Origin of the sequence: Haloarcula pelagica (assembly GCF_030127105.1) — an archaeon.
Classification (GTDB): domain Archaea; phylum Halobacteriota; class Halobacteria; order Halobacteriales; family Haloarculaceae; genus Haloarcula; species Haloarcula pelagica.
On record NZ_CP126161.1, the window covers coordinates 1,259,190 to 1,282,740 of the forward strand.

General features: G+C 67.0%; 22 protein-coding genes. 14 read left to right on the forward strand and 8 right to left on the reverse strand.

What is annotated here, in order from left to right:
* Nucleotides 1-288: 288 nt before the first annotated feature.
* Nucleotides 289-618: a hypothetical protein gene (locus P1L40_RS06635; RefSeq protein ID WP_284010541.1), complete on the forward strand. Its 330-nt coding sequence runs from the start codon at nt 289-291 to the stop codon at nt 616-618.
* Nucleotides 596-874, forward strand: a complete 279-nt coding sequence (locus tag P1L40_RS06640; protein WP_284010542.1) for a DUF8150 family protein — start codon at nt 596-598, stop codon at nt 872-874. The genes P1L40_RS06635 and P1L40_RS06640 overlap by 23 nt, the downstream gene beginning before the upstream one ends.
* A gap of 38 nt (nt 875-912) precedes the next feature.
* Here the strand turns inward: P1L40_RS06640 and P1L40_RS06645 are convergent, their stop codons facing one another.
* Nucleotides 913-2,817 (reverse strand): ABC transporter ATP-binding protein, encoded by a 1,905-nt coding sequence (locus P1L40_RS06645; protein WP_284010543.1) that lies wholly within the window; start codon nt 2,815-2,817, stop codon nt 913-915.
* A 414-nt stretch (nt 2,818-3,231) separates the two neighbouring features.
* On the opposite strand from P1L40_RS06645, the gene P1L40_RS06650 reads away from it, so the two are divergent.
* Complete coding sequence (locus tag P1L40_RS06650; protein WP_284010544.1) at nt 3,232-3,558, forward strand: DUF7344 domain-containing protein; 327 nt, start codon at nt 3,232-3,234, stop codon at nt 3,556-3,558.
* A 226-nt stretch (nt 3,559-3,784) separates the two neighbouring features.
* On the opposite strand, the gene P1L40_RS06655 is transcribed toward P1L40_RS06650, so the two are convergent.
* Together P1L40_RS06655 and P1L40_RS06660 are read right to left on the reverse strand one after the other, a co-directional pair.
* Entirely contained in the window at nt 3,785-4,645 is an 861-nt protein-coding gene (locus tag P1L40_RS06655) for a CheF family chemotaxis protein (RefSeq protein WP_284010545.1), read from the reverse strand.
* Between the two features lie 121 nt (nt 4,646-4,766).
* A complete protein-coding gene (locus P1L40_RS06660) occupies nt 4,767-5,615 on the reverse strand; it encodes a CPBP family glutamic-type intramembrane protease (protein ID WP_284010546.1) in 849 nt (282 codons plus the stop codon).
* Nucleotides 5,616-5,902: 287 nt separating this feature from the next.
* Between P1L40_RS06660 and acs (P1L40_RS06665) the strand changes: the two genes are divergently transcribed.
* The 7 genes from acs (P1L40_RS06665) (at nt 5,903) to P1L40_RS06695 (ending at nt 14,615) form a co-directional block, all read left to right on the forward strand.
* Nucleotides 5,903-7,846, forward strand: coding sequence for an acetate--CoA ligase (gene acs / locus P1L40_RS06665; RefSeq protein ID WP_284010547.1), 1,944 nt, complete (start codon nt 5,903-5,905; stop codon nt 7,844-7,846).
* A 140-nt stretch (nt 7,847-7,986) separates the two neighbouring features.
* Nucleotides 7,987-9,657 (forward strand): bacterio-opsin activator domain-containing protein, encoded by a 1,671-nt coding sequence (locus P1L40_RS06670; protein ID WP_284010548.1) that lies wholly within the window; start codon nt 7,987-7,989, stop codon nt 9,655-9,657.
* A 69-nt stretch (nt 9,658-9,726) separates the two neighbouring features.
* Nucleotides 9,727-11,721, forward strand: a complete 1,995-nt coding sequence (gene acs, locus P1L40_RS06675; protein ID WP_284010549.1) for an acetate--CoA ligase — start codon at nt 9,727-9,729, stop codon at nt 11,719-11,721.
* Between the two features lie 68 nt (nt 11,722-11,789).
* Nucleotides 11,790-12,230, forward strand: a complete 441-nt coding sequence (locus P1L40_RS06680) for a DUF4212 domain-containing protein (protein ID WP_284010550.1) — start codon at nt 11,790-11,792, stop codon at nt 12,228-12,230.
* Nucleotides 12,231-12,295: 65 nt separating this feature from the next.
* Nucleotides 12,296-13,903, forward strand: a complete 1,608-nt coding sequence (locus P1L40_RS06685; protein WP_284011114.1) for a VC_2705 family sodium/solute symporter — start codon at nt 12,296-12,298, stop codon at nt 13,901-13,903.
* Nucleotides 13,904-13,905: 2 nt separating this feature from the next.
* The gene (locus tag P1L40_RS06690) at nt 13,906-14,373 is read left to right on the forward strand and encodes a universal stress protein (protein WP_284010551.1); all 468 of its coding nucleotides are present in this window, start codon (nt 13,906-13,908) and stop codon (nt 14,371-14,373) included.
* An 8-nt stretch (nt 14,374-14,381) separates the two neighbouring features.
* Nucleotides 14,382-14,615: a DUF8119 family protein gene (locus P1L40_RS06695; protein ID WP_284010552.1), complete on the forward strand. Its 234-nt coding sequence runs from the start codon at nt 14,382-14,384 to the stop codon at nt 14,613-14,615.
* Nucleotides 14,616-14,822: 207 nt separating this feature from the next.
* Here the strand turns inward: P1L40_RS06695 and P1L40_RS06700 are convergent, their stop codons facing one another.
* From P1L40_RS06700 to P1L40_RS06710, 3 genes are all read right to left on the reverse strand, one after another.
* Complete coding sequence (locus tag P1L40_RS06700) at nt 14,823-15,683, reverse strand: CheF family chemotaxis protein (RefSeq protein WP_284010553.1); 861 nt, start codon at nt 15,681-15,683, stop codon at nt 14,823-14,825.
* Between the two features lie 68 nt (nt 15,684-15,751).
* Nucleotides 15,752-16,021 (reverse strand): hypothetical protein, encoded by a 270-nt coding sequence (locus P1L40_RS06705; RefSeq protein ID WP_284010554.1) that lies wholly within the window; start codon nt 16,019-16,021, stop codon nt 15,752-15,754.
* A 40-nt stretch (nt 16,022-16,061) separates the two neighbouring features.
* The gene (locus tag P1L40_RS06710; RefSeq protein ID WP_284010555.1) at nt 16,062-16,874 is read right to left on the reverse strand and encodes an undecaprenyl-diphosphate phosphatase; all 813 of its coding nucleotides are present in this window, start codon (nt 16,872-16,874) and stop codon (nt 16,062-16,064) included.
* A 90-nt stretch (nt 16,875-16,964) separates the two neighbouring features.
* On the opposite strand from P1L40_RS06710, the gene P1L40_RS06715 reads away from it, so the two are divergent.
* From P1L40_RS06715 to rnhB, 4 genes are all read left to right on the forward strand, one after another.
* Nucleotides 16,965-18,074, forward strand: coding sequence for a mechanosensitive ion channel family protein (locus tag P1L40_RS06715; protein ID WP_284010556.1), 1,110 nt, complete (start codon nt 16,965-16,967; stop codon nt 18,072-18,074).
* Nucleotides 18,075-18,110: 36 nt separating this feature from the next.
* Nucleotides 18,111-18,452, forward strand: a complete 342-nt coding sequence (locus tag P1L40_RS06720) for a DsrE family protein (protein ID WP_284010557.1) — start codon at nt 18,111-18,113, stop codon at nt 18,450-18,452.
* Nucleotides 18,453-18,554: 102 nt separating this feature from the next.
* Nucleotides 18,555-19,832, forward strand: a complete 1,278-nt coding sequence (locus P1L40_RS06725; protein ID WP_284010558.1) for a tRNA pseudouridine(54/55) synthase Pus10 — start codon at nt 18,555-18,557, stop codon at nt 19,830-19,832.
* A gap of 86 nt (nt 19,833-19,918) precedes the next feature.
* The gene (gene rnhB, locus P1L40_RS06730) at nt 19,919-20,551 is read left to right on the forward strand and encodes a ribonuclease HII (protein WP_284010559.1); all 633 of its coding nucleotides are present in this window, start codon (nt 19,919-19,921) and stop codon (nt 20,549-20,551) included.
* A gap of 526 nt (nt 20,552-21,077) precedes the next feature.
* Here rnhB and P1L40_RS06735 read toward each other — a convergent pair.
* Both P1L40_RS06735 and secF read right to left on the reverse strand, forming a co-directional pair.
* Nucleotides 21,078-22,631, reverse strand: coding sequence for a preprotein translocase subunit SecD (locus P1L40_RS06735; RefSeq protein WP_284010560.1), 1,554 nt, complete (start codon nt 22,629-22,631; stop codon nt 21,078-21,080).
* Nucleotides 22,628-23,497, reverse strand: coding sequence for a protein translocase subunit SecF (secF, locus tag P1L40_RS06740; protein ID WP_284010561.1), 870 nt, complete (start codon nt 23,495-23,497; stop codon nt 22,628-22,630). The genes P1L40_RS06735 and secF overlap by 4 nt, the downstream gene beginning before the upstream one ends.
* Nucleotides 23,498-23,551 lie beyond the last annotated feature (54 nt).

The window sequence follows — 23,551 nt, forward strand, 5'->3', positions numbered from 1 at the left end:
CCAACAAGAACCAGTTATGAGTGGAGTCGCGCTGCGAGATGGCACCCTCGTGGTCGAGCGCAAGCCGAACAAGCTCGACACGTTGGCAATCGAGTTTTCTGATATTCTCGATCAGGTTGGTATCGACCATACCTATATCGCGGAGTACGTCTCGATCCTCTCCGGTCGGGCATGGTCTACAGAGGATGTAGACGTGCTAATCGAGCCTGTCGATACAGCAACCATCGATCGACTCGTCGCGCTACTCACTGATCATGAGTTCTGGGGCCAGCAATGCCACTCACGTCGATGTACGAGATGCTCGAAAACGGCGACAACATCTGGGTCGCCCCGGACGACGAGATCACACCTCACATAGAAGTTAAGTTCGTCCGCGACGAGTTCGACCGTGCTTCCCTGGCGAACTCGATCCAGGCTCGGATAGGAGAAGCAACGATTCCGATCAGTCCACTCGAACTCCAGATCGCGTACAAGCTCCACCTAGGGACACAGAAAGACGTTGAGGACGCCGTGCACCTGTACGCACTCTTCGAGAAAAGCCTTAGTGCCCCGCAACTCGAAACATGGGTAACGCGACTGGATGTCGAATCCGAGTATGAACGACTCAAACGTTCGTGAACACCTCGACCGGAAGCACGAGCGGAACCGGGAGGAACGCATAGAGGGAATCAAGCGCTGGGTGGAGTACATCGAATCGAACCAACCAGAAGTGTGGGGACCCCAACAGAACGCTGTCGTCGATGGCCAACTCGACGCCGCACGGAATGCCGGGACGACGGCCGATCATCAGCAGCGAGTGAGAGAGGTAGCGGCAGAGGTTCTCGACCTCGAAGACCAGGAAGACACCACAGAGCAGAATCACGAGCACAGCTAATTCATCGCAAGGTCCCAGTCTTCGGTTCTCCCCCGCACCTACGTATCGTCGGTGTCGCGGACGATCGCCGACTGTCGCTCCAGCGCTCGTTCGAGGAACTCAGGGGGGAGTGACTGGATGTCGCCGACCTGGACCCGCCAGAGGTTGGCGTACAGCTCGTCCGCTCGGAGCAGTTCCTCGTGGGACCCGTCCTCGACGATTCTCCCGTCGTCGAGCACGAGGATGCGGGCGGCGTTGCGGATCGTCGACAGTCTGTGCGCGATGACGAACGTCGTCCGGTCGGCGGCGAACTCCTGAAGGCTGGCCTGGATGAGCGCCTCGGTCTCCGTGTCTACCGCGCTGGTGGCCTCGTCCAGAATCAGTATCTCGGGGTCTTTGAGCATGGTGCGGGCGATCGCCAGGCGCTGGCGCTGGCCGCCCGAGAGCTTCACGCCGCGTTCGCCCACGAGCGTGTCGAACCCGTCCGGAAGCTTGCGGATGAACTCGCCGGCCTGTGCTCGGTCAGCGGCCCGTTCGACCTCGTCGTCCGTCGCGTCGAACGTGCCGTACCGGATGTTTTCGGCGACTGTCCCGTAGAAGAGAAACGGCTCCTGGCTGACGTAGCCGATCGACCGGCGCAGGCTCCGGAGCGTCACCGCTCGAACGTCCTGCCCGTCGATGCGAACCGCGCCCGTCTCGGCGTCGTACAGTCGCGGGAGCAGTTTCAACAGCGTCGACTTGCCGGCCCCGGTCGGGCCGACGACGCCGACGGTCGTGCCGCCCTCGACGGCGATATCGATGTCTTGGAGGACGGGCTCGTCGCCGTAGGCGAACGTGACAGCCTCGAAGGTAACGGCCCCCTCAGACACCGTCAGGGCCGTCGCGTCGGGGTGGTCGCGGACGACGGGATCGCGCATCAGCAGTTCGTCGACGCGTAGTCCTGCGGTCTTCGCTCGCTCGTAGTCGTCGACCACGTCACCGAGTCGGATGATCGGCCAGACGAACTGCTGGGCGTAGATGACGAACGTCACGAACGAACCTGGCGTGAGCGTCCCGGCGATCCCGAACGGAGCCACACCGAGGACCCACAGGCCGCCGATCAGAAACGTGAGCGCAAAGCCGATGCCGGAGATGACAGTCAGCCCCGGAAAGTAGGTGATACGCACGCGGATCGCGGCCAGGCTCGCCCGGAGGTAGCTGTCCGAGGCTTGGCGGACCCGCTCGGTTTCGAAGCGCTCTGCGCCCTGTGTCTTGACCACTTCGATGCCGCTGACGCTGTTTTCGAGGCGGGCGTTCAGGTCGCCGATCTGTTCCCGGACGCCGAGATAGCGCGGCTCGATGATCCGAGTGAACGCGAGCGTGAACGCTGCCAGCACCGGAATCGGCAACAGCGTGATCACAGTCAGCGTGGGGTTCAGTCCGACGAGGATGGCACCGATCCCACCGACGGTGGCGAGGATCCACACCGTCGCACTCAGCCCGTCCTCAAGAAACGTCTCCAGGGCGTTGACATCGTTGTTGAGCACGCTCATGAGATCACCCGTCCGTCGCCGCGTGAAGTAGGCGAGTTCCTGGCCCTGGAGGGCGTCGTAGGCGTCGACCCGGATGGTTCGCTGGACGCGCTGTGCGAAGACGCTCCAGCCCCAGTCCTCGACCCACGAGGCGACCGCACCGCCCACCGTCGCGACCAGCAGCACCGTGATGGAGAAGTAGAGCTGACCGACCGGCCGATCGGGGACGAACTCCCCGGGGACGAACGGCAACACGTACGGCCGCTCGGACAGGAAGACGGCGTCGACTGCAATCCCGATCACCAGCGCCGGAACCAGGCTCAGCGCCCTGCCGACCAGCGTCGCGACGGTTCCGAGGGCGGCGTACCGCCGTCCGTCCCGGCCGTACTCGGTGTACAGCCGCCAGACGACGTTGCCCGACCGGGATTCGGAGGGAAGGTCCCGCTCTGTCATGCCTTGTGTTGGGTTCGCATGGACATCAGGCTGCGGGCGGACCCGGAACCGGGCGATCGGTACACCGCGACACGGCGAAACCCACGCCGCGCCGTCGACAGGTGGGTATCGGCCCGGTCCCGCTGTGCCGGCAGTCGAGCGTCACAGCCGGACAATGGCTCGCCACGTCGGTCGATCAGTCGATTGTCCCCGTGTCGAGGGGTGTCTCCACGAAGTCAGCCCCGTCAGGTGACGGCTCTGATAGCCACTGACAGAGGGGACCGCGGCGACTGGTCGGATCCCGTCGGCCGCATGGGTAGAGCTACAGCGGACGGTCGATAACCTGGCCTTATCCGGTCTACGGGGCGGCTACCGTGTCGGCTAGCTTCGACCTACACGAAACGTTGATAAATTGGGCGGGAAGAGTCACCCCCGATGTGCAAGGTAGATGAGATATTCACGGCGATATCGAGCGAGCGACGGCGCCTCACACTGTACCATCTCGAACGCCACCTCACACTCTCGCTCCCGGACCTCGCAGAACTCGTCGCCGAGACGGAGCGGGGCAAAGACGTGCGCGAACTCACCGGCGAGCGGATCAAACGCGTCTACATGTCACTCTATCACCGGCACGTGCCTCGCCTCGAAGCCGCAGAACTGGTCCGGTACGACCAGGAGACGGACGTGGTCAGACGGACCGAAGCCGTCCCGACCGCGCTCGACACCGCCCGTGAGACCCTCCAGCGGATCGAGGCGCGCTGAGCGGTGAGCCACGTCGACCGCCGGAACGGCGTCGGTCGCGCCCCTCGCTGGAGGGTCGCTGTGCTCCCCGATACGGCTTTCCGAGACGCCTCGCCGCGTCTTCGGCGGCAGCGCCGCCCGACTGTCTCGGGATCGCCGGCCTCACTGCTCGGCGTCTCGCTACTGCTCGCGGTTCCCCGCGGTCACCGCTGGGCGTTTCCGAGACCGCCCTCCGTTCGGGCTCTCGCTACTGTTCCCCCATCCGCTCGCCGGCGACCCGCCGCCCTTTGGTCGTCAGGTTCACCTCGGTCCGTTCGCGGACGACGCTGATCACGTCGAGTTCGATGAGCCGGTCGAATATCGCCTCGGTCTTCTCGACATCGATGCCGACGAAGTTCGGGATGTCGAACGGGGAGACGCCGGAGTGGAGCGCCATGATGACCCGTTTCTCCGTCGAGGACAGGTCCAGGTCGGCGCGGTTTTGCTCCGCGCTCTCCTCTAACATGACCTGTAGGACGGTCGCGTGGAACTCGTCGCCGGCGAGGTGGGTCTCGACGCTGATCCCCTCCTCGGAGTGTTCGACCTCGATGACCGCCCGTTCCTCGCCGCCGATGTCCTTGTCCTCGACGGCCAGATCGCCGATGTCGGCCCGATCGATCGTGACCGCCTGGCCGTCGGCCATCGCGACCCGGAGGGCGTCGTCGTTGACTTTCAGCCGGCCTTTCGTCCACTCGGCGTTCTGGACGACACCGCCTTTCAGCGCCGGGTGCTGGACGCGGATGACCGCGCCGTTCAGGCTCGCCCGGTAGAAGTCGGTCTCGAACTCGGCGTGGTTCGACGCCGAGACGAGGATCACGTCCTCGCCGACGTGGAAGCCGACGTACTCGGAGACGCCGGCGCTCTGCTGGTTGACGTCGAACCGGTCGGCGATCCGGTCGATGTCGTCGAGCGCGATCTGGCGCTTGCCGTCGGCCAGCAGGGCGATGCGTTCGGTCGTGAGGATGATCCGACAGTTCTGCCACTCGGCGTCGGTCAGGCGCTGGCCCTGTGACACCGCGAGCAGGTACTTCCCCTGCGTGTCGGCGATCTTCTTTTCGGTGTTGCTCATCCCCGTAACTGCCTCGTCCCCCTGTTATCGACAGCCGAGAATATAAGTTCCGCCGCCAGTATCGCCTGCGACAATCGGGTCGACCCCGGTGAAAGTGCAGGGCGGCCGGGGTCGTCCGTGCTCAGTCGTCGGACGACGAGGGCGACAGGCCGGGGCGACCGACCAGCGGCCCCTCGGTTCCGGTGAGTCGACAGAGCGCGAACGCGGCCGCGACGAAGGCAGCGTACTCGGCGAACGGCAGCAGGACGTGGATCAGCCCCTCGGTGTGGACGGTCGCCAGGAGGGGGCGCTGGTTCATCGTCGCGTGGAACAGCGCCACCAGCCAGAGGTTCCCGCTGAGCGCGTAGACGAGCCCGTAGGCGAGCCCGGCCGCGAGCAGTCCGAGCAGTCGGACGGCCAGATCAGTTCCGACGCCGTGGCCGGACATGAGGAACCACCGCGGGAGGTGAAAGAGCGCGAACAGTACGGCCGCGACGCCGATCCCGACGGCGGTCGCCCGGCGACCCCGCTCGCCGACCAGGGAGGCGACGCTCCCCTGGAGGTACCCCCGGAAGAGGAGTTCCTCCGGGATCGCGGTGAACAGCAGCGAGCTTCCGAACGCCGCGAGATACAGGAGCGGGTGGGCCACGACCCGCGACGCACCGGCAGAGAACCCGGGGACGCCGCCGAGCGCGAGCCCGTACGAGACGGCGTTGTAGAGCGCCCAGAACGCGGCGACGGCGGCGAAGGCGACGCCGAACGAGCGGCCGGACGGGACGACCGACCGCGGGTCGATCCCCTCGACGCGGAAGGCACCGACCGCGAGGGCGACGAGGAAGACGCCCCAGCCGATTCCGAGAAGCGGCGGCGGCGACCCGCCCGTGGAGACCAGCGCGAGCGCGGAGAGGACAGCGATCGTCAACACGTACGTTACGACAGGGATCAGCGGCCCGCCGTCGAACGACTGCGGACCGATGTCAGGGCGTGACATCCCGTCGGGGTTCTCCCGTCGGCGGTAAATCAGTTGATATCGCACGACGGTGGGTGGTCGTGCTGCCGGTGTCTCAGACGGCGTCCGAAACGACAGTTCGGTGTCGACCGAGTCGCGACCGTGTTCGTCGACAGTTTACCCCATGATCGTGCAGCTAGCGACCCTGAATGCACACACGGGCCGTCACAATGCGCTATCGTTGCAGACGGACGGCGCTGAGACAACGATTGCCGGGACACATATAGCTAGAAGGAACGTTTTTCCCCAGCGGGACGAAGGATACACCGATGACACCGGGCGAGGGGTCGGGCCGGGACACGGCCCTCTCCGAACGGCCAGCCCTGGACCCGCCGTCGTGGTTCACCGAGCAGGCCAACGTCCAGGACCCGTCGATCTCCGAACGCTTCGCGGACGAATGGCCGGACTGCTGGGAACAGGCCGCCGACCTGCTGGAGTGGGACCGCGAGTACGACACCGTCTTCCGCGGCGGCGAGGAGCCGCCCTTCGAGTGGTTCCCCGGCGGGCGGCTCAACGCCTCGTACAACTGCATCGATCGGCACCTCCCCGAGCGCAAGAACCAGTTGGCGCTCATCTGGGAGGGGCATCTGGGCGAGTCCCGCAGCTACACCTACCGGGAGCTGTCCCGCGAGGTCAACGCCTTCGCGGCGGCGCTGCGCGAGCAGGGCCTCGACCAGGACGACGTGGTCACGGTGTACCTCCCGATGGTGCCGGAACTCCCGGTGGCAATGCTTGCCTGTGCCCGCCTGGGCGTGCGCCACAACGTCGTCTTCGCGGGCTTCTCGGCGGACGCGCTCGCCGAGCGGATGGAGCGGACCGGCTCGCAGTTTCTCGTCACCTGTGACGGCTACTACCGTCGGGGCAGCGCCGTCGCCCAGAAGAACAAGGCCGACAACGCCCGGATCGCCGTCGATCAGTCGGTCGAGGTGGTCGTCGTCGACCGGCTCGGCCTCGACGTACACCTCGGGTCGGGGTACTACGACTACGACGGGCTGTTGGACGCCCACCGCGGCACCGAGGTCGAACCGGTGTCGCGGGCGGCCGAAGACCCCCTCTTCCGGATCTACACCTCCGGGACGACCGGCGAGCCGAAGGCCGTCGATCACACCACTGGAGGGTATCTCGCCCACGTCGCCTGGACCAGCCAGTCCGTGCTGGACATCAAGCCCGACGACACCTACTGGTGTTCGGCCGACATCGGCTGGATCACCGGCCACTCCTACATCGTCTACGGCCCGCTCGCACTCGGGACGACGACGGTACTGTACAACGGCACGCCCGACCACCCCGAGAAAGACCGGCTGTGGGAGCTGATCGACCGTTACGCCGTCGACGTGTTCTACACCGCGCCGACGGCGATCCGGGCGTTCATGAAGTGGGGCGAGGAGTACCCCGCCGAGCACGACCTCTCCAGCCTGCGCCTGCTGGGCACGGTCGGCGAACCCATCGACCGGCGCGCCTGGGAGTGGTACCGCGAGCACATCGGCGGCGGTGACTGTCCCGTCGTGGACACCTGGTGGCAGACCGAGACCGGCGCGATCCTCGTCTCGACGCTGCCCGGCGTCGACGAGATGAAACCCGGGTCGGCGGGCAAACCCCTGCCCGGGGTCGAGACGGCCGTCGTCGACCCCGCGGGCCAGTCGGTCGAACAGGGGACCGCCGGCGAACTGGTCGTCACCCGACCCTGGCCGGGGATGCCCAAATCGCTGCTGACCGGCGAGCGCTGGGGTGAGGCGGCCACCCGCGGCGACGAGTGGCGCTACTACCCCGAGGACGGCGTCGTCGAGGACGCCGACGGCTACCTGACCTTCCTCGGGCGGGTCGACGACGCGATCAACGTCGCCGGGCGGCGTTTCTCGACGATGGAACTGGAGTCGACGATCGCCGGCGTCGAGGGCGTCGCCGAGGCCGCGGTCGTCGGCGCCGACCACCCGACGACGGGGACGGCGATCTACGCCTACGTCTCGCCCGAGCGCGGTCGGTCCGAGGAGCGCCTGCGCGAGGAGATCGAGGTCGCCGTCGCCGACGCGATCGGCGAGATGGCCACGCCCAGAGAGATCGTCTTCACGCCGGACCTTCCGAAGACCCGCTCGGGGAAGGTGATGCGGCGGCTCCTGACCGCGATCGCCAACGACGAGGAACTGGGCGACATCAGCGCGCTGCGGAACCCGGCGATTCTCGGGGAACTGCGGACGACCACCTCGAACCGGTAGCAGTTTCGCGATGCCGATAGAATCCGAAACAGAGCGGAGAGAGGACTGTAGAGTGTAGCCGTCTGATTCAGAAGTCGTGCCGAAGACGTTCGGTAACTGCCGCCAGACTTATTTCGCTCGTTCGTGAACTTCCGAAACAGATGACCGACGATCCGGACGTGCTCGGCCAGCGCGGCTATCGGCGGCTCCGTCGAGCGGCCGAGACGTACCGGGCCGACCTCGTGGTGCGGCTGGGCGCCGAAGTCGGGCTCCGGCCGGCGGAGATGGGGCGGCTTCGGACCGACGATATCCGGCCACACGGCGACGCGTACTTCCTCGCGGTCCGGGACGGCGACGGTGTCACACGGGAAGCCTACCTCCCGAGCGACGTGGAACACGACGTGCGGAAGTACGCCCGGTCGAACGACCGCGCGCCGGACGAACCGCTGTTCGATGTCTCCTCGCGCCGACTCCAGATGCTGGTCGGCGAGGTCTCCGCCCGCGCGGGCGAGGACGATCCCGAACTGGCGGACGTGTCCTCGCGGGACCTGCGCTGGCGGTTCGCCGCGTCGCTGCTCGCCGACGGTGTCCCCCCGCAGATCGTCTGCTGGCTGGGTGGCTGGGAGCGCCTCGACCGGCTGAAGCCGCTGTTGGCCGAGCCCGACCGGGGGACAGTACTGACGGCACTCGACGGGACGACACAGGAAGAAGCCCCCCAGCGGCTCCGCCGGCTGATCGCCGCCAGCGCCGACATCGGCGAGACGCTCGTCGGTGCCGGGACGGGCGTGGAGGTCGAACAGACGGTCTGTGACCGGCTGACCGAGGCCGAAGGGGTCGGGTTCGCGTGGGTGGCCGAACGGACGGGTGACGGACTCACACACCAGGCGACGGCCGGTACGGCACCGGAGACGGCGGCTGCACAGCTCCAGGGCTACCGGACGGCGTTGGCCGACACGCTCGATAGCCGTGCGGTGCGTGTCGTCGAGGACGGCGGGTTCGTCGCGGTACCGATCGTCCGGGGCGACACCGTCGACGGGGTGCTTGCCGTCGGGACCGAGTCCGTCGACGACGCCACCCGGGACCTGCTCGGGGCGCTCGGGACACAGATCGGCAACGGACTGGCAGCCGTCGAGCGAAAGCGGCTCCTGTTGGCGGATACGGTGACGGAGCTGACCTTCGAGTGTACGGACGAGCACGCGGTGACCGTCGGGCTGTCGCAGGCGCTTGACTGCACGGTCGAGCTCTCGGGACTGGTGCCCGTCGGCGGCGGGTCGCTGCTGTACTACCTCACCGTCGAGGGGGCCTCGGCCGGCCCGGTCCTCTCGCAGCTGACCGACGACGCCGACGTGGCGGACGCGCGGCTGATCGAAGACTACGGCGACGGCGCCCTGCTGGAAGTCGTCGTCACCGACGCGCCCGCGCTCGCGCTGGTCGAACGCGGCGGTCGGGTCCGGGACCTGACAGTCACCGACGGGACCGCGACGCTGGTCACCGAACTGCCCGGTGACACCGACGTGCGTCCGATCGTCGACGCCGTCGTCGCCTCGTATCCGGAGACGGCGCTTTCCGCCAAACGCGAGACAGAACGGCCCGTCGAGAGCGAGACGGGCTTTCGCGACCGACTCGCCGACCGGCTGACCGACCGCCAGGAGACGGTCCTGCGGGCGGCGTTTCACAGCGGCTACTTCGAGTGGCCCCGCGGCTCGACGGCCGAGGAACTGGCCGACTCGCTGGATGTCTCCTCGCCGACGCTGCACAACCACCTCAGACGGGCCCAACAAAAGGTGCTGACCGCTTTCTTCGCCGAAGCGCCCGTCGAGGGATCGGACTGAACCGGACAGCGCGTTAGCACAATTAGCTACCCCGTTTATTAGCCACCTGGGTATTGTTCGTGATAGACCATGTCAGATGAAGACGTGCAACTGGAGGCGCGGCTCGAAGAACAGGAGGTCTTCGAACCGCCGGCCGAGTTCGTCGAGCAGGCGAACGTTTCCGACGAGGGTATCTACGAGGAGTTCGAGGAGAACTGGCCCGAGTGCTGGGAACAGGCCGCCGACTTGCTCGACTGGGACGAGTCGTACGACCAGGTACTCGACGACTCGAACCCGCCGTTCTACGAGTGGTTCACAGACGGCTCGCTGAACGCCTCGGCGAACTGCCTGGACCGTCATCTCGACGAACGCGGCGACGAGGCCGCTATCGAGTGGGTCGGCGAACCCGTCGAAGAGGACAACGTCACCTACACCTACGCGGAACTCCACCGCGAGGTCAACGAGTTCGCGGCGGCGCTGCGCGAGCAGGGGGTCAGCGAGGACGATGTCGTCACGATGTACATGCCGATGATCCCCCAGCTCCCCATCGCGATGCTGGCCTGTGCCCGCATCGGGGCGCCCCACTCGGTCGTGTTCGCGGGCTTCTCGGCGGACGCACTCGCCACCCGCATGAACGCCGCCGACTCCGAGTACCTCGTGACGTGTGACGGCTACTACCGACGCGGCGACCCGCTCGACCACCTGGAGAAGGCAAACGAGGGCCTGGCGGGCGTCGACCACGATGTCGAGACGGTCGCCGTCGCCGAACGGCTGCTTGACGGCGACGGCTTCGGCCACGACTACGCCGACAACCAGGTCGCCTTCGACGAACTCGCTGCTGCCCACGAAGGCGAGAGTGTCGAGCCGGTGTCCCGGGACGCCGAGGACATGCTGTTCCTGATGTACACCTCCGGGACGACCGGCGAGCCAAAGGGGGTCAAACACACCACCGGTGGCTACCTCTCGTATGCCGCCTGGACGAGCCAGTCGGTGCTCGATATCAAGCCCGAGGACACCTACTTCTGTTCGGCCGACATCGGCTGGATCACCGGCCACTCCTACATCGTCTACGGCCCGCTCGCACTCGGGACGACGACGATGATGTACGAGGGGACGCCCGACTACCCCGACAACGACCGCCTCTGGCAGATCATCGAGGACTACGAGGCGACCCAGTTGTACACGGCGCCGACGGCGATCCGGGCGTTCATGAAGTGGGGCCAGGAGTACCCCGACAGCCACGACCTCTCCAGCCTGCGCCTGCTGGGCACGGTCGGCGAGCCGATCAACCCCCGGGCCTGGAAGTGGTACTACAAGCACATCGGCGACGAGTCCTGCCCGGTGGTCGACACCTGGTGGCAGACCGAGACCGGCGGGATGATGCTGACGACGCTGCCCGGCGTCGGCGAGATGAAACCCGGCTCTGCCGGCCCGCCCCTGCCGGGAGTCAGCGCCGACATCGTCGACGTGAGCGGGAGTCCGGTCGAGGCCGGCCAGGCCGGCTACCTCGTGGTCAACAAACCCTGGCCCGGCATGCTCCGGACGCTGTACAACAACGACGAGCGGTTTATCGACGAGTACTGGCGGGAGTACTCAGACGTAGACAGCGACGACCCGGCCGACTGGGTGTACTTCCCCGAGGACGGGGCCAAGATCGACCAGGACGGCTACATCACCGTCCTCGGTCGGGTCGACGACGTGTTGAACGTCTCGGGGCACCGCCTCGGGACGATGGAGATCGAGAGCGCCATCGTCGGCGTCGAGGGGGTCGCCGAGGCCGCCGTCGTCGGTGGCAACCACGAGATCAAGGGCGAGGCCGTCTACGCCTACGTCATCACCGAGGACGGTGCCGACGAGGACGAGGATCTCAGAGAGCAGATCATCGAGGCGGTCGAGGACGCGATCGGCCCGATCGCCCGGCCCGAGCAGGTCATCTTCACGCCTGAACTCCCGAAGACTCGGTCCGGGAAGATCATGCGGCGGCTCTTGGAGGACATCGCGAACGGGGAGGAACTGGGCGACACCAGTACCCTGCGCAACCCCGACGTAGTCAGCGACATCGAGGCGAAGGTTCGCGGGGACTGAGCGCCCCGCGGCCACCTCTCAGACAGGCACACAGCAGACACGGACAGCGGACACAACCTCGCCAACCTATGACAGATAACGACACACACGATAGAGTCGAGACCGACGGCGGCACTGCCTCGCCAGCACAGGCACACCAACAGACCGACTACCTGAACGAGGAGGTGAACCTCCTCAAGCCCAGCACGGCGTTCATGCGTGACCACCTCCGGGTGGTCTGGACGAGTTTCGTCATCTGGGCGCTGATCGTCTTCGGACCGGTCACCCTCACGGCTGTCGCGCCCGGCCCGATGACCCAGACGATGCCGCTACTCGGGTTCCCGTTGCACTACTTCCTCGTGGCCTTCGGCGCGCCGACGGGGGCGCTGATCCTGGCTGCGGTCTACGCCCGGAAGCGGGACGCCCTGGACGAGAAGTACGGCATCGACCACACCACGCCCGAGGCCGGCGGTGACGCCGGGGGCGACGCGGGCGACGCGACGGCGACCGACGGGGGTGTCGAGCAGTGATCCCGTTGCAGGCGGAGGCGCTCGACATCTCCTTCAAGCTCCTGCCGGCGATCATCGTCTTCCTGATGATGGCCTCGTTCCTCGTCATCGGCTACGTGTTCAAGGTGGCCGACACCGAGGGGATGTGGGTCGCCGGCCGGGGCATCGGGAACATCGAGAACGGGATGGCGATCGGCGCCAACTGGATGTCAGCGGCGTCGTATCTCGGGCTGGCCGGCCTGGTCGCCCTCTCGGGCTTCTACGGACTCGCGTTCATCGTCGGCTGGACTACCGGCTACTTCGTCCTGCTCATCTTCCTGGCCGCACAGATGCGCCGGTTCGGGAAGTACACCGCGCCGGACTTCGTCGCCGACCGGTTCAACTCGCCGATGGCCCGCGCGCTCGCCGCGTTCACGACGCTCTTGATCGCGTACGTCTACTCCGTCGGTCAGGCCCGCGGGATGGGCCTGGTCGGCCAGTACGTCTTCGGGCTCGACATCATCCCGATGATCGTCGTGATGATGACGATCACGGTCGGTTACCTCGCGCTCTCGGGCATGCTGGGCGCGACGAAGAACATGGCCGTCCAGTACGTCATCCTCATCGTCGCGTTCCTGGCCGGCGTCTACGCCGTCGGCTTCTCGCAGGGGTACTCGACGATCCTCCCGCAGATCGAGTACGGCGCGCTGTTCAGCGAACTCTCGCGACAGTTCTCCGAGCCGTTCCAGGCGAGTTCGTACTACCTGTGGGTCGCGACCGCGTTCTCGCTGATCTTCGGGACCTGCGGACTGCCCCACGTCCTGGTGCGGTTCTACACCGTCCAGAACGAGCGGACGGCCCGCTGGTCGACCGTCTCCGGGCTGTTCTTCATCATGCTGCTGTACTGGGCGGCGCCCGCGATGGCGGCGTTCGGCGTCGACCTGTTCGCAGTGGTCAACAACATCTCGCCCGACGCGGTGTACAACGGCGAGCAGGCGATGTCCGGCGCCGAGGGTGACGTGATCGTCGTCCTCGCGGCGCAGTTCGCCAACCTCCCGACGTGGTTCGTCGGCCTCGTCGCCGCCGGCGGGATGGCCGCGGCCATCGCGACCACCGCGGGGCTGTTCATCACGGCCTCCTCGGCGGTCGCCCACGACATCTACTCCGAACTCATCAACCCCGACGCGACCCAGCGCCAACAGGTCCTCATCGGCCGGGCGACCATCGTCGTCGTCGGCGCGCTCGTCACGGTCACCGCCTTCAACCCGCCGGCGCTGATCGGCGAACTGGTCGCCTACGCCTTCTCGCTTGCCGGCACCGTGCTGTTCCCGATGTTCTTCCTCGGTCTGTGGTGGGAGAACACGAACCGACAGGGCGCGCTGGCCGGCATGACGACCGGGCTGCTCCTGTGGATCGGCTCGGTCGTCAACAGCGTCCTGCCGGCCTACGTCGGCTTCCTCGCCGACATCGCCGGCGGCCCTGGACAGGCGATCGTCCCGATCTACGCGCAGTACGTCCCACCGATCGGCGCGGCACTGGTCGGGACGCCGCTCGTGTTCCTCGTCACCATCGCCGTCTCGCTGGTGACCCCCGAGCCACCGCTGGAAACGAAGAAGATGGTCCGGCAGTGTCACAGCCCCGAGCCGATGGGCCAGCAACAGACCGCAGAAGAGATCGTCTCCAACAGCGGCGGCGAGACGCCCGCGGACGACTAACAATGTACGAGCACATCCTCATCCCGACGGACGGAAGCGACACGGCGAACGTCGCGGTCGACCACGCGGTCGAACTGGCCGCGAAGTACGGCGCCCAGCTCCACGCGCTGTACGTGGTCGATGTCAACGCCGTGAACTTCGGCCTGGGTACCGAACAGGTCGACCGCATCAGACAGGGCAACTTCGGCGAGATGACCGAACTGAAAGAGAAGGCCGACGAGGCGACCGACGCCGTCGTCGCTGCCGCCGCCGACCGCGATGTCGAGGTCCGCGAGGAGGTCCGCGTGGGGACGCCCCACGATGTCATCGCCGGCTACGCCGACAACAACGACATCGACCTCGTCGTGATGGGTAGTCACGGCCGGTCGGGCGTCCGCCGCGCGCTGCTTGGCAGCGTCACCGAGCGCGTCCTCCGGTCGACCCACGTGCCCGTACTGGTCGTCGACGAACACGAGGAGACGGAGGCCTGACCGTGCCGATGGCATCCGGCAAAGGGCTGCTCGAAACCATCGGCGAGCACGTCCAGGAGCACCGCTCCGGCATGGTCGTCGACTTCGTGTTCGCCCTGACCTGGGTGACCGTCGTCACGGTCGTCTTCGACGTGCTCCTTGGCGCCCCCCAGTGGGTGTACTACCTCGCGCTGGCCGGCGGCGTCGTCGCTTACTACGGGTTCTTCTGGTCGCTCGAAATCGTCCAGGGCGACGAGTCGTAGCGGTCGGCCACGTCGCAGTCGCCGCTCCGTTTCTTCGAGTCCTCGTCGTTGGCGACCCTTCGCTCCGCTCAGCGCCGTCGTGCTCGCGGCTCACTTCGTTCGCCGCTGCGCGGTTCGTGGTTCCTCGTTGCACTCGGAACTGCGCTGCTCACGGCTCCTTTCGTCGCCGTTCGCTGTTGGCGGCCCTTCGCTACGCTCAGCGCCGCCCTACTCCCCACTCATCGCTTCACTCGCCATATTCCGGCCCTGGGCGTTGAGCGCGACCTCGGTCCGGGTTCGGACCTCGTCGACGGCACCCATCTCCAGCAGTCGCTGGTAGATCTCCTCGACCTCGTCGGGGCTGATGCCGACGAAATCGGACATCTCGAACGGCGAGACACCCGAGTACAGCGCCATCAACACCTGGCTCTCCATTTCGGAGAGTTCGTAGTCGTCCTCGCGGGCCTCGACGACCCGGGTGAAAAGCGCCGCCAGCGCGTTCGTGTGGTGGGGCATCCCCGAGAAGTGCGTCTCGACGCTCCGGTCCTGCTCGTCGGTGTGTTCGACCTCGATGACTCGCCGGGACTGGCCCATGACGGTGCTCTGGCTGCGCTCGATGGTCCCCACGTCCTCGATGTCGAACGCCGTCGAACCGCCGCCGGGAAACTGCAGGCGGACCTCGTCGTCGTCGAGCGCGAACCGGGCCTTGCTCCAGTCGGTGTCGTCCTGGACGACGCCGCCGACGACCGCCGGGTCGCGGGCGAGGATGACTTCGCCCTGGAGCGTCGCTCGGCAGTATTCGGTCTCGAAGTCGTCGATCCCGGCGTCGACGAGGAGGACGTTGTCGCCGACGCGAAGCGGCGTGACCGAGCCACCCACGTCCTCGGGGATCAGCGCCTCGGGGTCGTCGGGGACCTCGATCTTCGAGTGTGCGATCGCCTGGCGGTTGTCGTTGGTCGCCAGCACGAGTCGCTTGTTGGTGGCGACGATCCGGCACGATTGCCACTGCCCGTCCACCGCCTGTCCGTCCTGGACGGCGTAGCGGAAATCGCCGGACGTGTCGACTACCTTTCGTTCGTCACCACTCATGCCCGCTGTCGCCAGAGAATTGACGCCGAACGGTATATAAGTTCCACACCGGACCCCGGACGGTCACCTCAGCCGCCGCCGTTCCCGCCGTAACCGCCCGCCTCGGCCCGCATCTCCTTCTCCCGGCGGTCGCTGTCGCCGCCATCCGTCTCGCGGTACTTTCCCCACCTGTAGAGGAGGTAGACGACGCCGACGGCTGCGATACCCACGAGGGAGAACACGAACCAGTCGAGGGCGTCCGGGAGGACAGCGGTCGAGAGCGCGGCGGCGAACGCGCTCGCAGCCGTCACCTTCCACGTCCAGAGGGGGGCGATATCGGCGGGGTCCAGATCACTCATCGTCGCGAAGATCGTGTCCGCTGGCTGAAAAAACCGGGGGTCACAGCGCGACGGCGAGGCCGCCGGCCAGTCCCAGCCCCCCGAACAGGAAGCAGACACTCCAGAACGGGACGCGCCGGACCAGCCGGACCAGGGCGTCGACGGTGAGATAGCCGACGACGGCGCTGACCGCGAGCGCGACGACCGCGCTCGCGGGGTCGATCGCCGGGACGCCGTCGGTGACGAGGACGAGTCCGTTCGCGGCCAGCGAGGCGGGGATCGACAGCAGGAAGGAGAGTCGGAGCGAGGACTCACCCTCGTGCCCGCGGAGCAACAGCGCGCTGACGGTCGTCCCCGACCGGGAGACGCCCGGCAGGATCGCCAGTCCCTGGAGTCCCCCGACGAGCAGGGCGTCGAGCCAGTCCGGCCGGTCGCGCTCGCCCAGCGACGCCGCGACGGCGAACCGCTGGAGCAGTCCCGTCAGGACGAGCAGGCCACCGATCAGCGCCAGGAACAGTCCGCCTTCGAGCCCCGACACCGCGGCGTCGAGCACCACGTACGCGGGCAGTCCGGTCACGGCCGTCGCCAGCGTCGCCAGCGCGAGGAACGACAGGTCCGCCGTCTCGTCGGCGAAGGGCCGTCGCGAGAGCGACCGTGCATCGCCGGCCAGCTCTCGGATCTCGCCGCGGTAGTAGCCGACTGCGGCGACGGCCGTCCCGGCGTGGAGAAACAGCGCCAGCCTGGTCCCGGCGTCGGGGTCGACGCCGGTGAGGACAGTCGACGCGATGGCGACGCCGCCCTCGCTAGAGACCGGAATCCACTCCAGAATCCCCTGCAGGAGGCCGAGCACGACTGCGACCAGGATCGGGTTCACATCCATCCAGGGTACGTCCGGTGACAAAATCCGTTCGGTTCCGTCGGGTCGACGGGCGCAGTATTTATACACCAGTCGCGTACACCTGGCATGCAACTGGACCGTCCCGTCGTGGAACTACTCGCCGGGCTCCCAGCCTGGCAGGGCATCGCGGTCATCTTCGTCGGTTTCCTCGCGCTGGCCGCGCTCGTCCACACGCTCGGCGATCGATTCGTCCGGCAGGTCACTACCCGGATCGACGGCGATGTCGACGATATCGTCCTGCGGAGCCTGCATACGGCCCTGTACGTCTCGCTCGGCCTGGTCGGGGCGTACGTCGCGACGGACTTCTACGACATCTCCCCGGGGATCGCGGTCCCCCTCGAAGCGGGGACGCTCTCTGCGATCATCCTCGTCTGGATGGTGACGCTGATCCACCTGGGTCGGCGCGTCTCGACGGCGGTCCCGGACAGCAAGTACGTCGACCGGCAGATGGTGCCGATCCTCCAGAACGTCTGGAGCGCCGTCGTCTCCGTCGTGGGGGTCTTCCTGTTGCTCGTCCTCTGGAACATCGACATCACGCCGCTGCTGGCTTCGGCCGGCATCGTCGGGATCATCGTCGGCCTGGCCGCTCGGGACACGCTAGCGAACTTCTTCGGCTCGCTGTCGCTGTATCTCGACGGCACCTACCGCGTGGGCGACTACGTCGTCTTAGAGAGCGGCGAGCGGGGCCGCGTCGAGGACATCTCGGTACGCTCGACGGTCGTCCGGACCCGCGACGACATCCTCGTGACGGTGCCGAACGCGACGCTCAACAGCGCCGCCATCGTCAACGAGTCGACGCCGAAACGTAAACGCCGTATCCGTGTGCCGATCGGCGTCGCCTACGGGACCGACATCGACGACCTGGAGGCACTGCTGCTGGAACTGGCCGAGACCGAAGGGCTGGTCCAGGACCGACCCAGCCCTCGCGTCCGGTTCCGTGAGTTCGGCGACTCCGCGCTGAACTTCGAGTTGCTCTGTTGGGTGTCGAACCCCGCCCTGACGGCGCGGGCGACCCACAACCTCAACAGCGCCATCTACCGGCGGTTCCAGGCCGACGGCATCGAGATTCCGTATCCCAAGCGGGACATCTCGATGTCCGTCTCCGGAACCGCGGACGCCTTCGGGCACGCGCCGGACTCCGGTGCCGGCGAACTGTCGACCGACGGCGGTCGGTGAGTAACACACTTCTTGTTACCTCACCAATAAGTCGCCATGGACGCGGTGATCCATCTCACGAGTGACGCCGAAGCCGACCGCCGGCACGCGCTGCGCTGTGCGACCGTCCTCCGGGACAACGACGCCCTCGATCTGGCGGATGTCGCCCTCCTGCTCCACAGGGACGGCGTCCGCCTGGCGACGCCCGCGTCGCCCGAGTACGACTGGCTCGTCGAACTGCTGGGGTCCGGCGTCACGGTGACGCTGGGAACCACGTGTCTCGACGCCCGAGAGATCCCTCACGACGCCGTCCCGGCGGGCGTCGAGTTGGTCCCGAGCGGCGTGAGTGAACTGGTCAGCCGGCAGGCCGCGGGCGCTCACTACGTCAAGATTCCCTGACCCGCGACGGGACCCGACTCCGGGCTGTCGGGCCCGTTTAGCCGTCCGGACCCCTGGCGGCCGGTCGAAACGCAGTTACGGGCCGGCCGCCACACCCCGACAATGACCGTACTGGAGGACGCCCGGGCGGCCGTCGACGCCGGTCCCCTGTGTGACCACTGTCTGGGCCGCCTGTTCGCCGACCGGAGTTTCGGCCTCTCGAACGCCGAACGCGGCCGCTCGCTGCGGGTAACGCTCGCGCTCGACGCCGACGAACCCTTCGAAGCCAGCGACGACTGCTGGGTCTGTGAGGACGAGACAGCCCGGATCGACTGGTGGGTCGAGCAGGCCGTCACCGCCGCGCGCGGCTACGAGTTCGACACCTACCAGGTCGGGACGCGCGTCCCGCCGCTGCTGGAGGAAAACGACGCGCTCCTGCGGGAGGACCTGGGGATGGACGCCGACGCGGGCGAGGCGCTGAAGACGGAGTTCAACCGCGAGGTCGGCAAGCGCATCGGTCGGGAGACCGGTGCCGAAGTCGAGTTCGGGCGCCCGGACGTGCAGTTCACGATCGACCTGGCGACCGACGAGGTCGACGTACAGGTCAACTCCGCGTTCGTCTACGGCCGCTATCGCAAACTGGAGCGGGACATCCCCCAGACGAAGTGGCCCTGCAACGACTGCAACGGCACCGGCCGCTGGCAGGGCCAGCCCTGTGACGGCTGTGACGGCACCGGCTACCGCTACGACGAGAGCGTCGAGCAACTGACCGCCCCGGTCGTCGTCGACGCGATGGACGGCGAGAGCGGAACCTTCCACGGTGCCGGCCGCGAGGATGTCGACGCCCTGATGCTCGATTCGGGCCGCCCGTTCGTCATCGAAGTCGAGGCGCCGCGGATCCGCAACGTCGATATCGACCAGCTCGAAGCCGACATCAACGCCTTCGCCGACGGGAAAGTCGAGGTCGAGGCCCTCCACCTGGCGACCTACGAGATGGTCGAGCGCGTCAAGGAACTGGACGCTTCGAAGACCTACCGGATGGACGTGGAGTTCAGCGAGGAAGTGACCGACGAGGCGCTCCAGGCCGCACTCGACGAACTGGCGGGGGCGACCATCGAGCAGGAGACGCCCCAGCGAGTGTCTCACCGCCGGGCCGACCTGACCCGAACCCGCGAGGTGTACGCCGCCAGCGGCGAGTCGGTCGACGACCGCCACGCCGACATCCGCATCCACGGCGAGGGCGGGCTCTACGTGAAGGAACTGGTCTCCAGCGACGAGGGCCGGACCACGCCCAGCCTGTCGGGCCTGCTCGGCGTCGAGGCGGTCGTCACCGCGCTCGATGTCGTCGACGTGGAAGGCGAGGACGAGCCGTTCCTCACCGAAGAGTTCGTCCGGGAGTGACGGGCACGGAAGCGGTTCCGGGGACGTGACGAGTCCGAGAGTAGCGAAATCACAACGGTTTTGCACTCGGCCGGAGACGAGCCGCCATGCCATTCGGCGTCGACGAAGCCGGCAAGGGGCCGGTGCTGGGATCGATGTTCGCGGCGGCGGTCCGGGCGGATCCCGGGACGTTACCCGACGACGTAGGTGACTCGAAGGACATCGCGCCGGTACGCCGTGAGGAACTGGCGGCGACGATCCGCGGGCGGGCCGCCGTCGGCGTCGCCGAGGTTCCTGTCGAGCGTATCGACGACCCCGAGACCGATATGAACACGCTGACCGTCGGCGCCCACGCCGACGCGCTCTCGGCGGTCGCCCGGGACGGCCTCTCGGGCCGTGTCGACGCGGGCGACACCGACGCCGAGCGGTTCGGCCGCCGCGTCGCCGACCGGGTCGCGGCCGACCTCACCGTCGTGGCCGAACACGGCGCCGACGAGACGGACCCGCTGGTGGGGGCTGCGTCGATTATCGCGAAGGTCGAACGGGACGCACACGTGGCCGCGCTGGCGGCCGAGTACGGCGACGTGGGCTCGGGCTACCCGAGCGACCCGACGACGAGGGCGTTTCTCGCGTCGTACGTCGACGACCACGACAGCCTGCCCGCGTGTGCGCGGTCGTCGTGGTCGACCTGCGAAGACGTGCTCGCGGCCGCAGCGCAGTCGACGCTGGGGGAGTTCTGAGCGCCGAGCCGTCGCTGGGAGAGTGAGATCGGAAAATCCACGAACGTGGCTTGGACCTGGACGGGAGATGTTTTCGACAGCCCCTGTGGCTCTTCCAGCACACGTGCCAGCGTTTAGCCGGGCTTCCACCGGCCTTGTCCTTGCGGACTTTAGCTGGGCTTGCACCAGCTTTTGCCAGCGTGCTGGATTCCCGAGCGCCACTTGCGCGGCGTCCGGTACTTGGCTTTGCCACCGATCCTGCCGGCGGGACCGGTCTTGGGCTGTGGCGGTTCTCCTTCAGAGCGTTAACCTCGGAACCCTGTTACGGGCTGCTTGGTTGTTGCCCCCAACGCATCCCGTTCCGTCCTGATCGGGCGGTCTGAGACGCGTCGTCCAGTGTGTCCCCGCGTTCGTGGGGAAGTGAAGATAGGACGGCAGGGATAATAAATCATTCTAATGAAATTTGGTACTACCCCGCACACGACATATCTGTTACTCGACCATCACGTCTCGTCCGGCGAGCGGAGAACGGCGTCGAAAAACGGCGTCAGTCCTCGTCGAGCACGAAGCTCCGGAGGATGTCACCGTAGGCCGGTCGCGTGATGAGCACACCCAGCAGGACGCCGACGATGGTGATGATGGCGAACCCGGAGAGGTCGCCCAGCGACAGCACCATCAGCGGGCTCATCGCGACGATGGTCGTCGCCGCCGCCGCGCCGATGACCCAGAACGCCTTCCGGAACCGGCTCTGGAACACCCGGCCCGTCTCGACGTTGCCCTGCTGGAGGATCTCGTCGGCGATGATGATGAGGTCGTCCACCCCCGTCCCGATGACCGCGATGAACCCGGCCAGATGTGAGAGGTTGAGCGGATACTGGACGAACGCGACGAACCCGAGCAACAGGTACACCTCGGAGAGGGCCGTCACGACCATCGGTGCGGCCACCTCAGCGCGGCCGTAGCGGGCGTAGACGACGAAGCTCACCGCGAGCACCGCGAGCAATCCGGTGATCAGCGAGTTCTGCTGGAACTGCTGGGCCAGCGCGGGGTCGAGCGAGATGCTCTGGGAGTTCTCGAAGTCGAGCGGGGCCGGCAGCCGACCCGCCTTCAGGTTCAGTTCGATCTCGCGGGCCATGTCCATGCTGTCGGCCGGCAGGATGAACACCGGGTCGTTCTGGAACGTGTTGTCGCGGAACGACTGTGCCAGCCCCGGTGCGACACCACGGGCGTAGAACGGCTCGCCGTTCAGCGTCGCGACCAGACACCGCCCCTGGGTCTGCTGGATGTCGCTGTGGTTGTAGTTCGTACAGGACCGGCGCTGGTCGAAGCCGGCCGCGACCATCTGCTGGCTGAACCGCTCGGCCGCGGCTTCCTCGACGGTGACCCGCGCGATCGGCCCCTCGCGCTGGGAGTTCTCGGAGGCCACGCCGGCGAACTCGTCCTGTGCGAGCACCTGATCGCGGACGTACGTCCCGTTGTCGGACGGATAGACGGCGTACATCCGGACGACACCACGCTCTTCGAGGATGCGAACGAGGTCCTCGCGGTCACGGCCCGGCGCCGTGATGCTGATGAACTGTCCGCCACCCGGCGCGCTGACCGTCTGGACAGAACCGCCGGAGAGCGCCGAGGTCCGGATCTTGTCCTGGACGCTCGTCACCATCTGCTGGCGCGTCTCACGGGTGACGCCGTCGCGGATCGTGTCGGCCTGGTAGCCCTCGGCCTCAAGCGCCGCGCGGAACTCCGCCTGGCTGACGTTGTCGGTGAAGATCTCGACGGTCCCGCTCTCACCCTGCGTGGTCGGCGCTCTGACCTCGACATCGATGGGGTCGAGCCCGAGTTCGTTCGCGACGTTCTGTGCGAGTTGGGTCGACTCGTTGGGAGTCACGTCGACGCCTTCGGCCGTCTGCCCGACGATGGGCGCCCGAATCCGGGTCCCCCCGCTGAGCTGGATGCCGTACTGCAGCGTCGTCGGTGCGTCGCTGGTGGCGTTGTTCGCCGTGTCACCAGCCGGAACGCTGGGGACGAACAGCGCGAGCGACGCGCCGAGCAACAACACGACGAGGACGACGATCCGCCAGTTCTCCCGGAGGGCGCTCATCGGTTGACCCCCTCGTACTTGTACCAGCGAAGCAGCGTGACGTTGAGCATGTAGGTGTTCATCAGGTCGGCAGTCAGCCCCAGCACGAGGACGATCCCGATAGAGGCCATCAGGTCGATGCCGAAGACGGTGGCGGTGACGGCCATGACGGCCATCGCGGCGATGGAGGTCACTGTCATCGTCACACCGGTCTGCATCGCCCGGTAGGTCGACTCGTAGAAGCCGCCCGACCGCCGGAGGACGTGGTTGTTCAACAGGATGTCCGAGTCGACGCTATACCCGATCAGCATCAGGAGCGCGGCGACGGTCCCCAGCGAGAGTTTGATCCCCACCAGATTCATGATGGCGATGGGGATCATGATGTCCGAGAACGCCGAGATGACGATGGCGATACTCGGGACGAAGGTCCGGAACAGCGCGAACGCGAGCAGGCTCATCCCGAGGAAGGCGACCCCGACCCCGATGACGGCCAGGCGCTGGTTCTCCGAGCCGAAGACGGGCGAGGTCGACCCGCTGCGGAGGATCGTCAGGTCGCCGTTTGCCTCCGCTGTCGCCCTGATCCCGTCGATATCCGACGAGTCGAAGGTGACGACGTAGCGGTTGTCACCCTGCTGGATCGCCTGGACGGAGACGACCGGTTCGTCGAAGATCTGCGAGGCTTCTTGCTGTGTGAAAGACGATGACGACTCGACTGTCAGTTCCGACCCGCCCGTGAAGTCGATCCCGGGCGTCACTGGCGACCCGGTCATGGCCCACCAGCCGGCGACGACCAGCAGGGCCAGGCCCAGTACGACCAGCGGAACCGCCACGAGCTGACGGTTCGAGTACTGGGTGTAGTCGACTTCAGGGACCTCGAACGCGACCATGGGCGACGGTGTGAGACGTGCCCGAATAAGCCTTCCTTTATCGGTGCTGGTCTG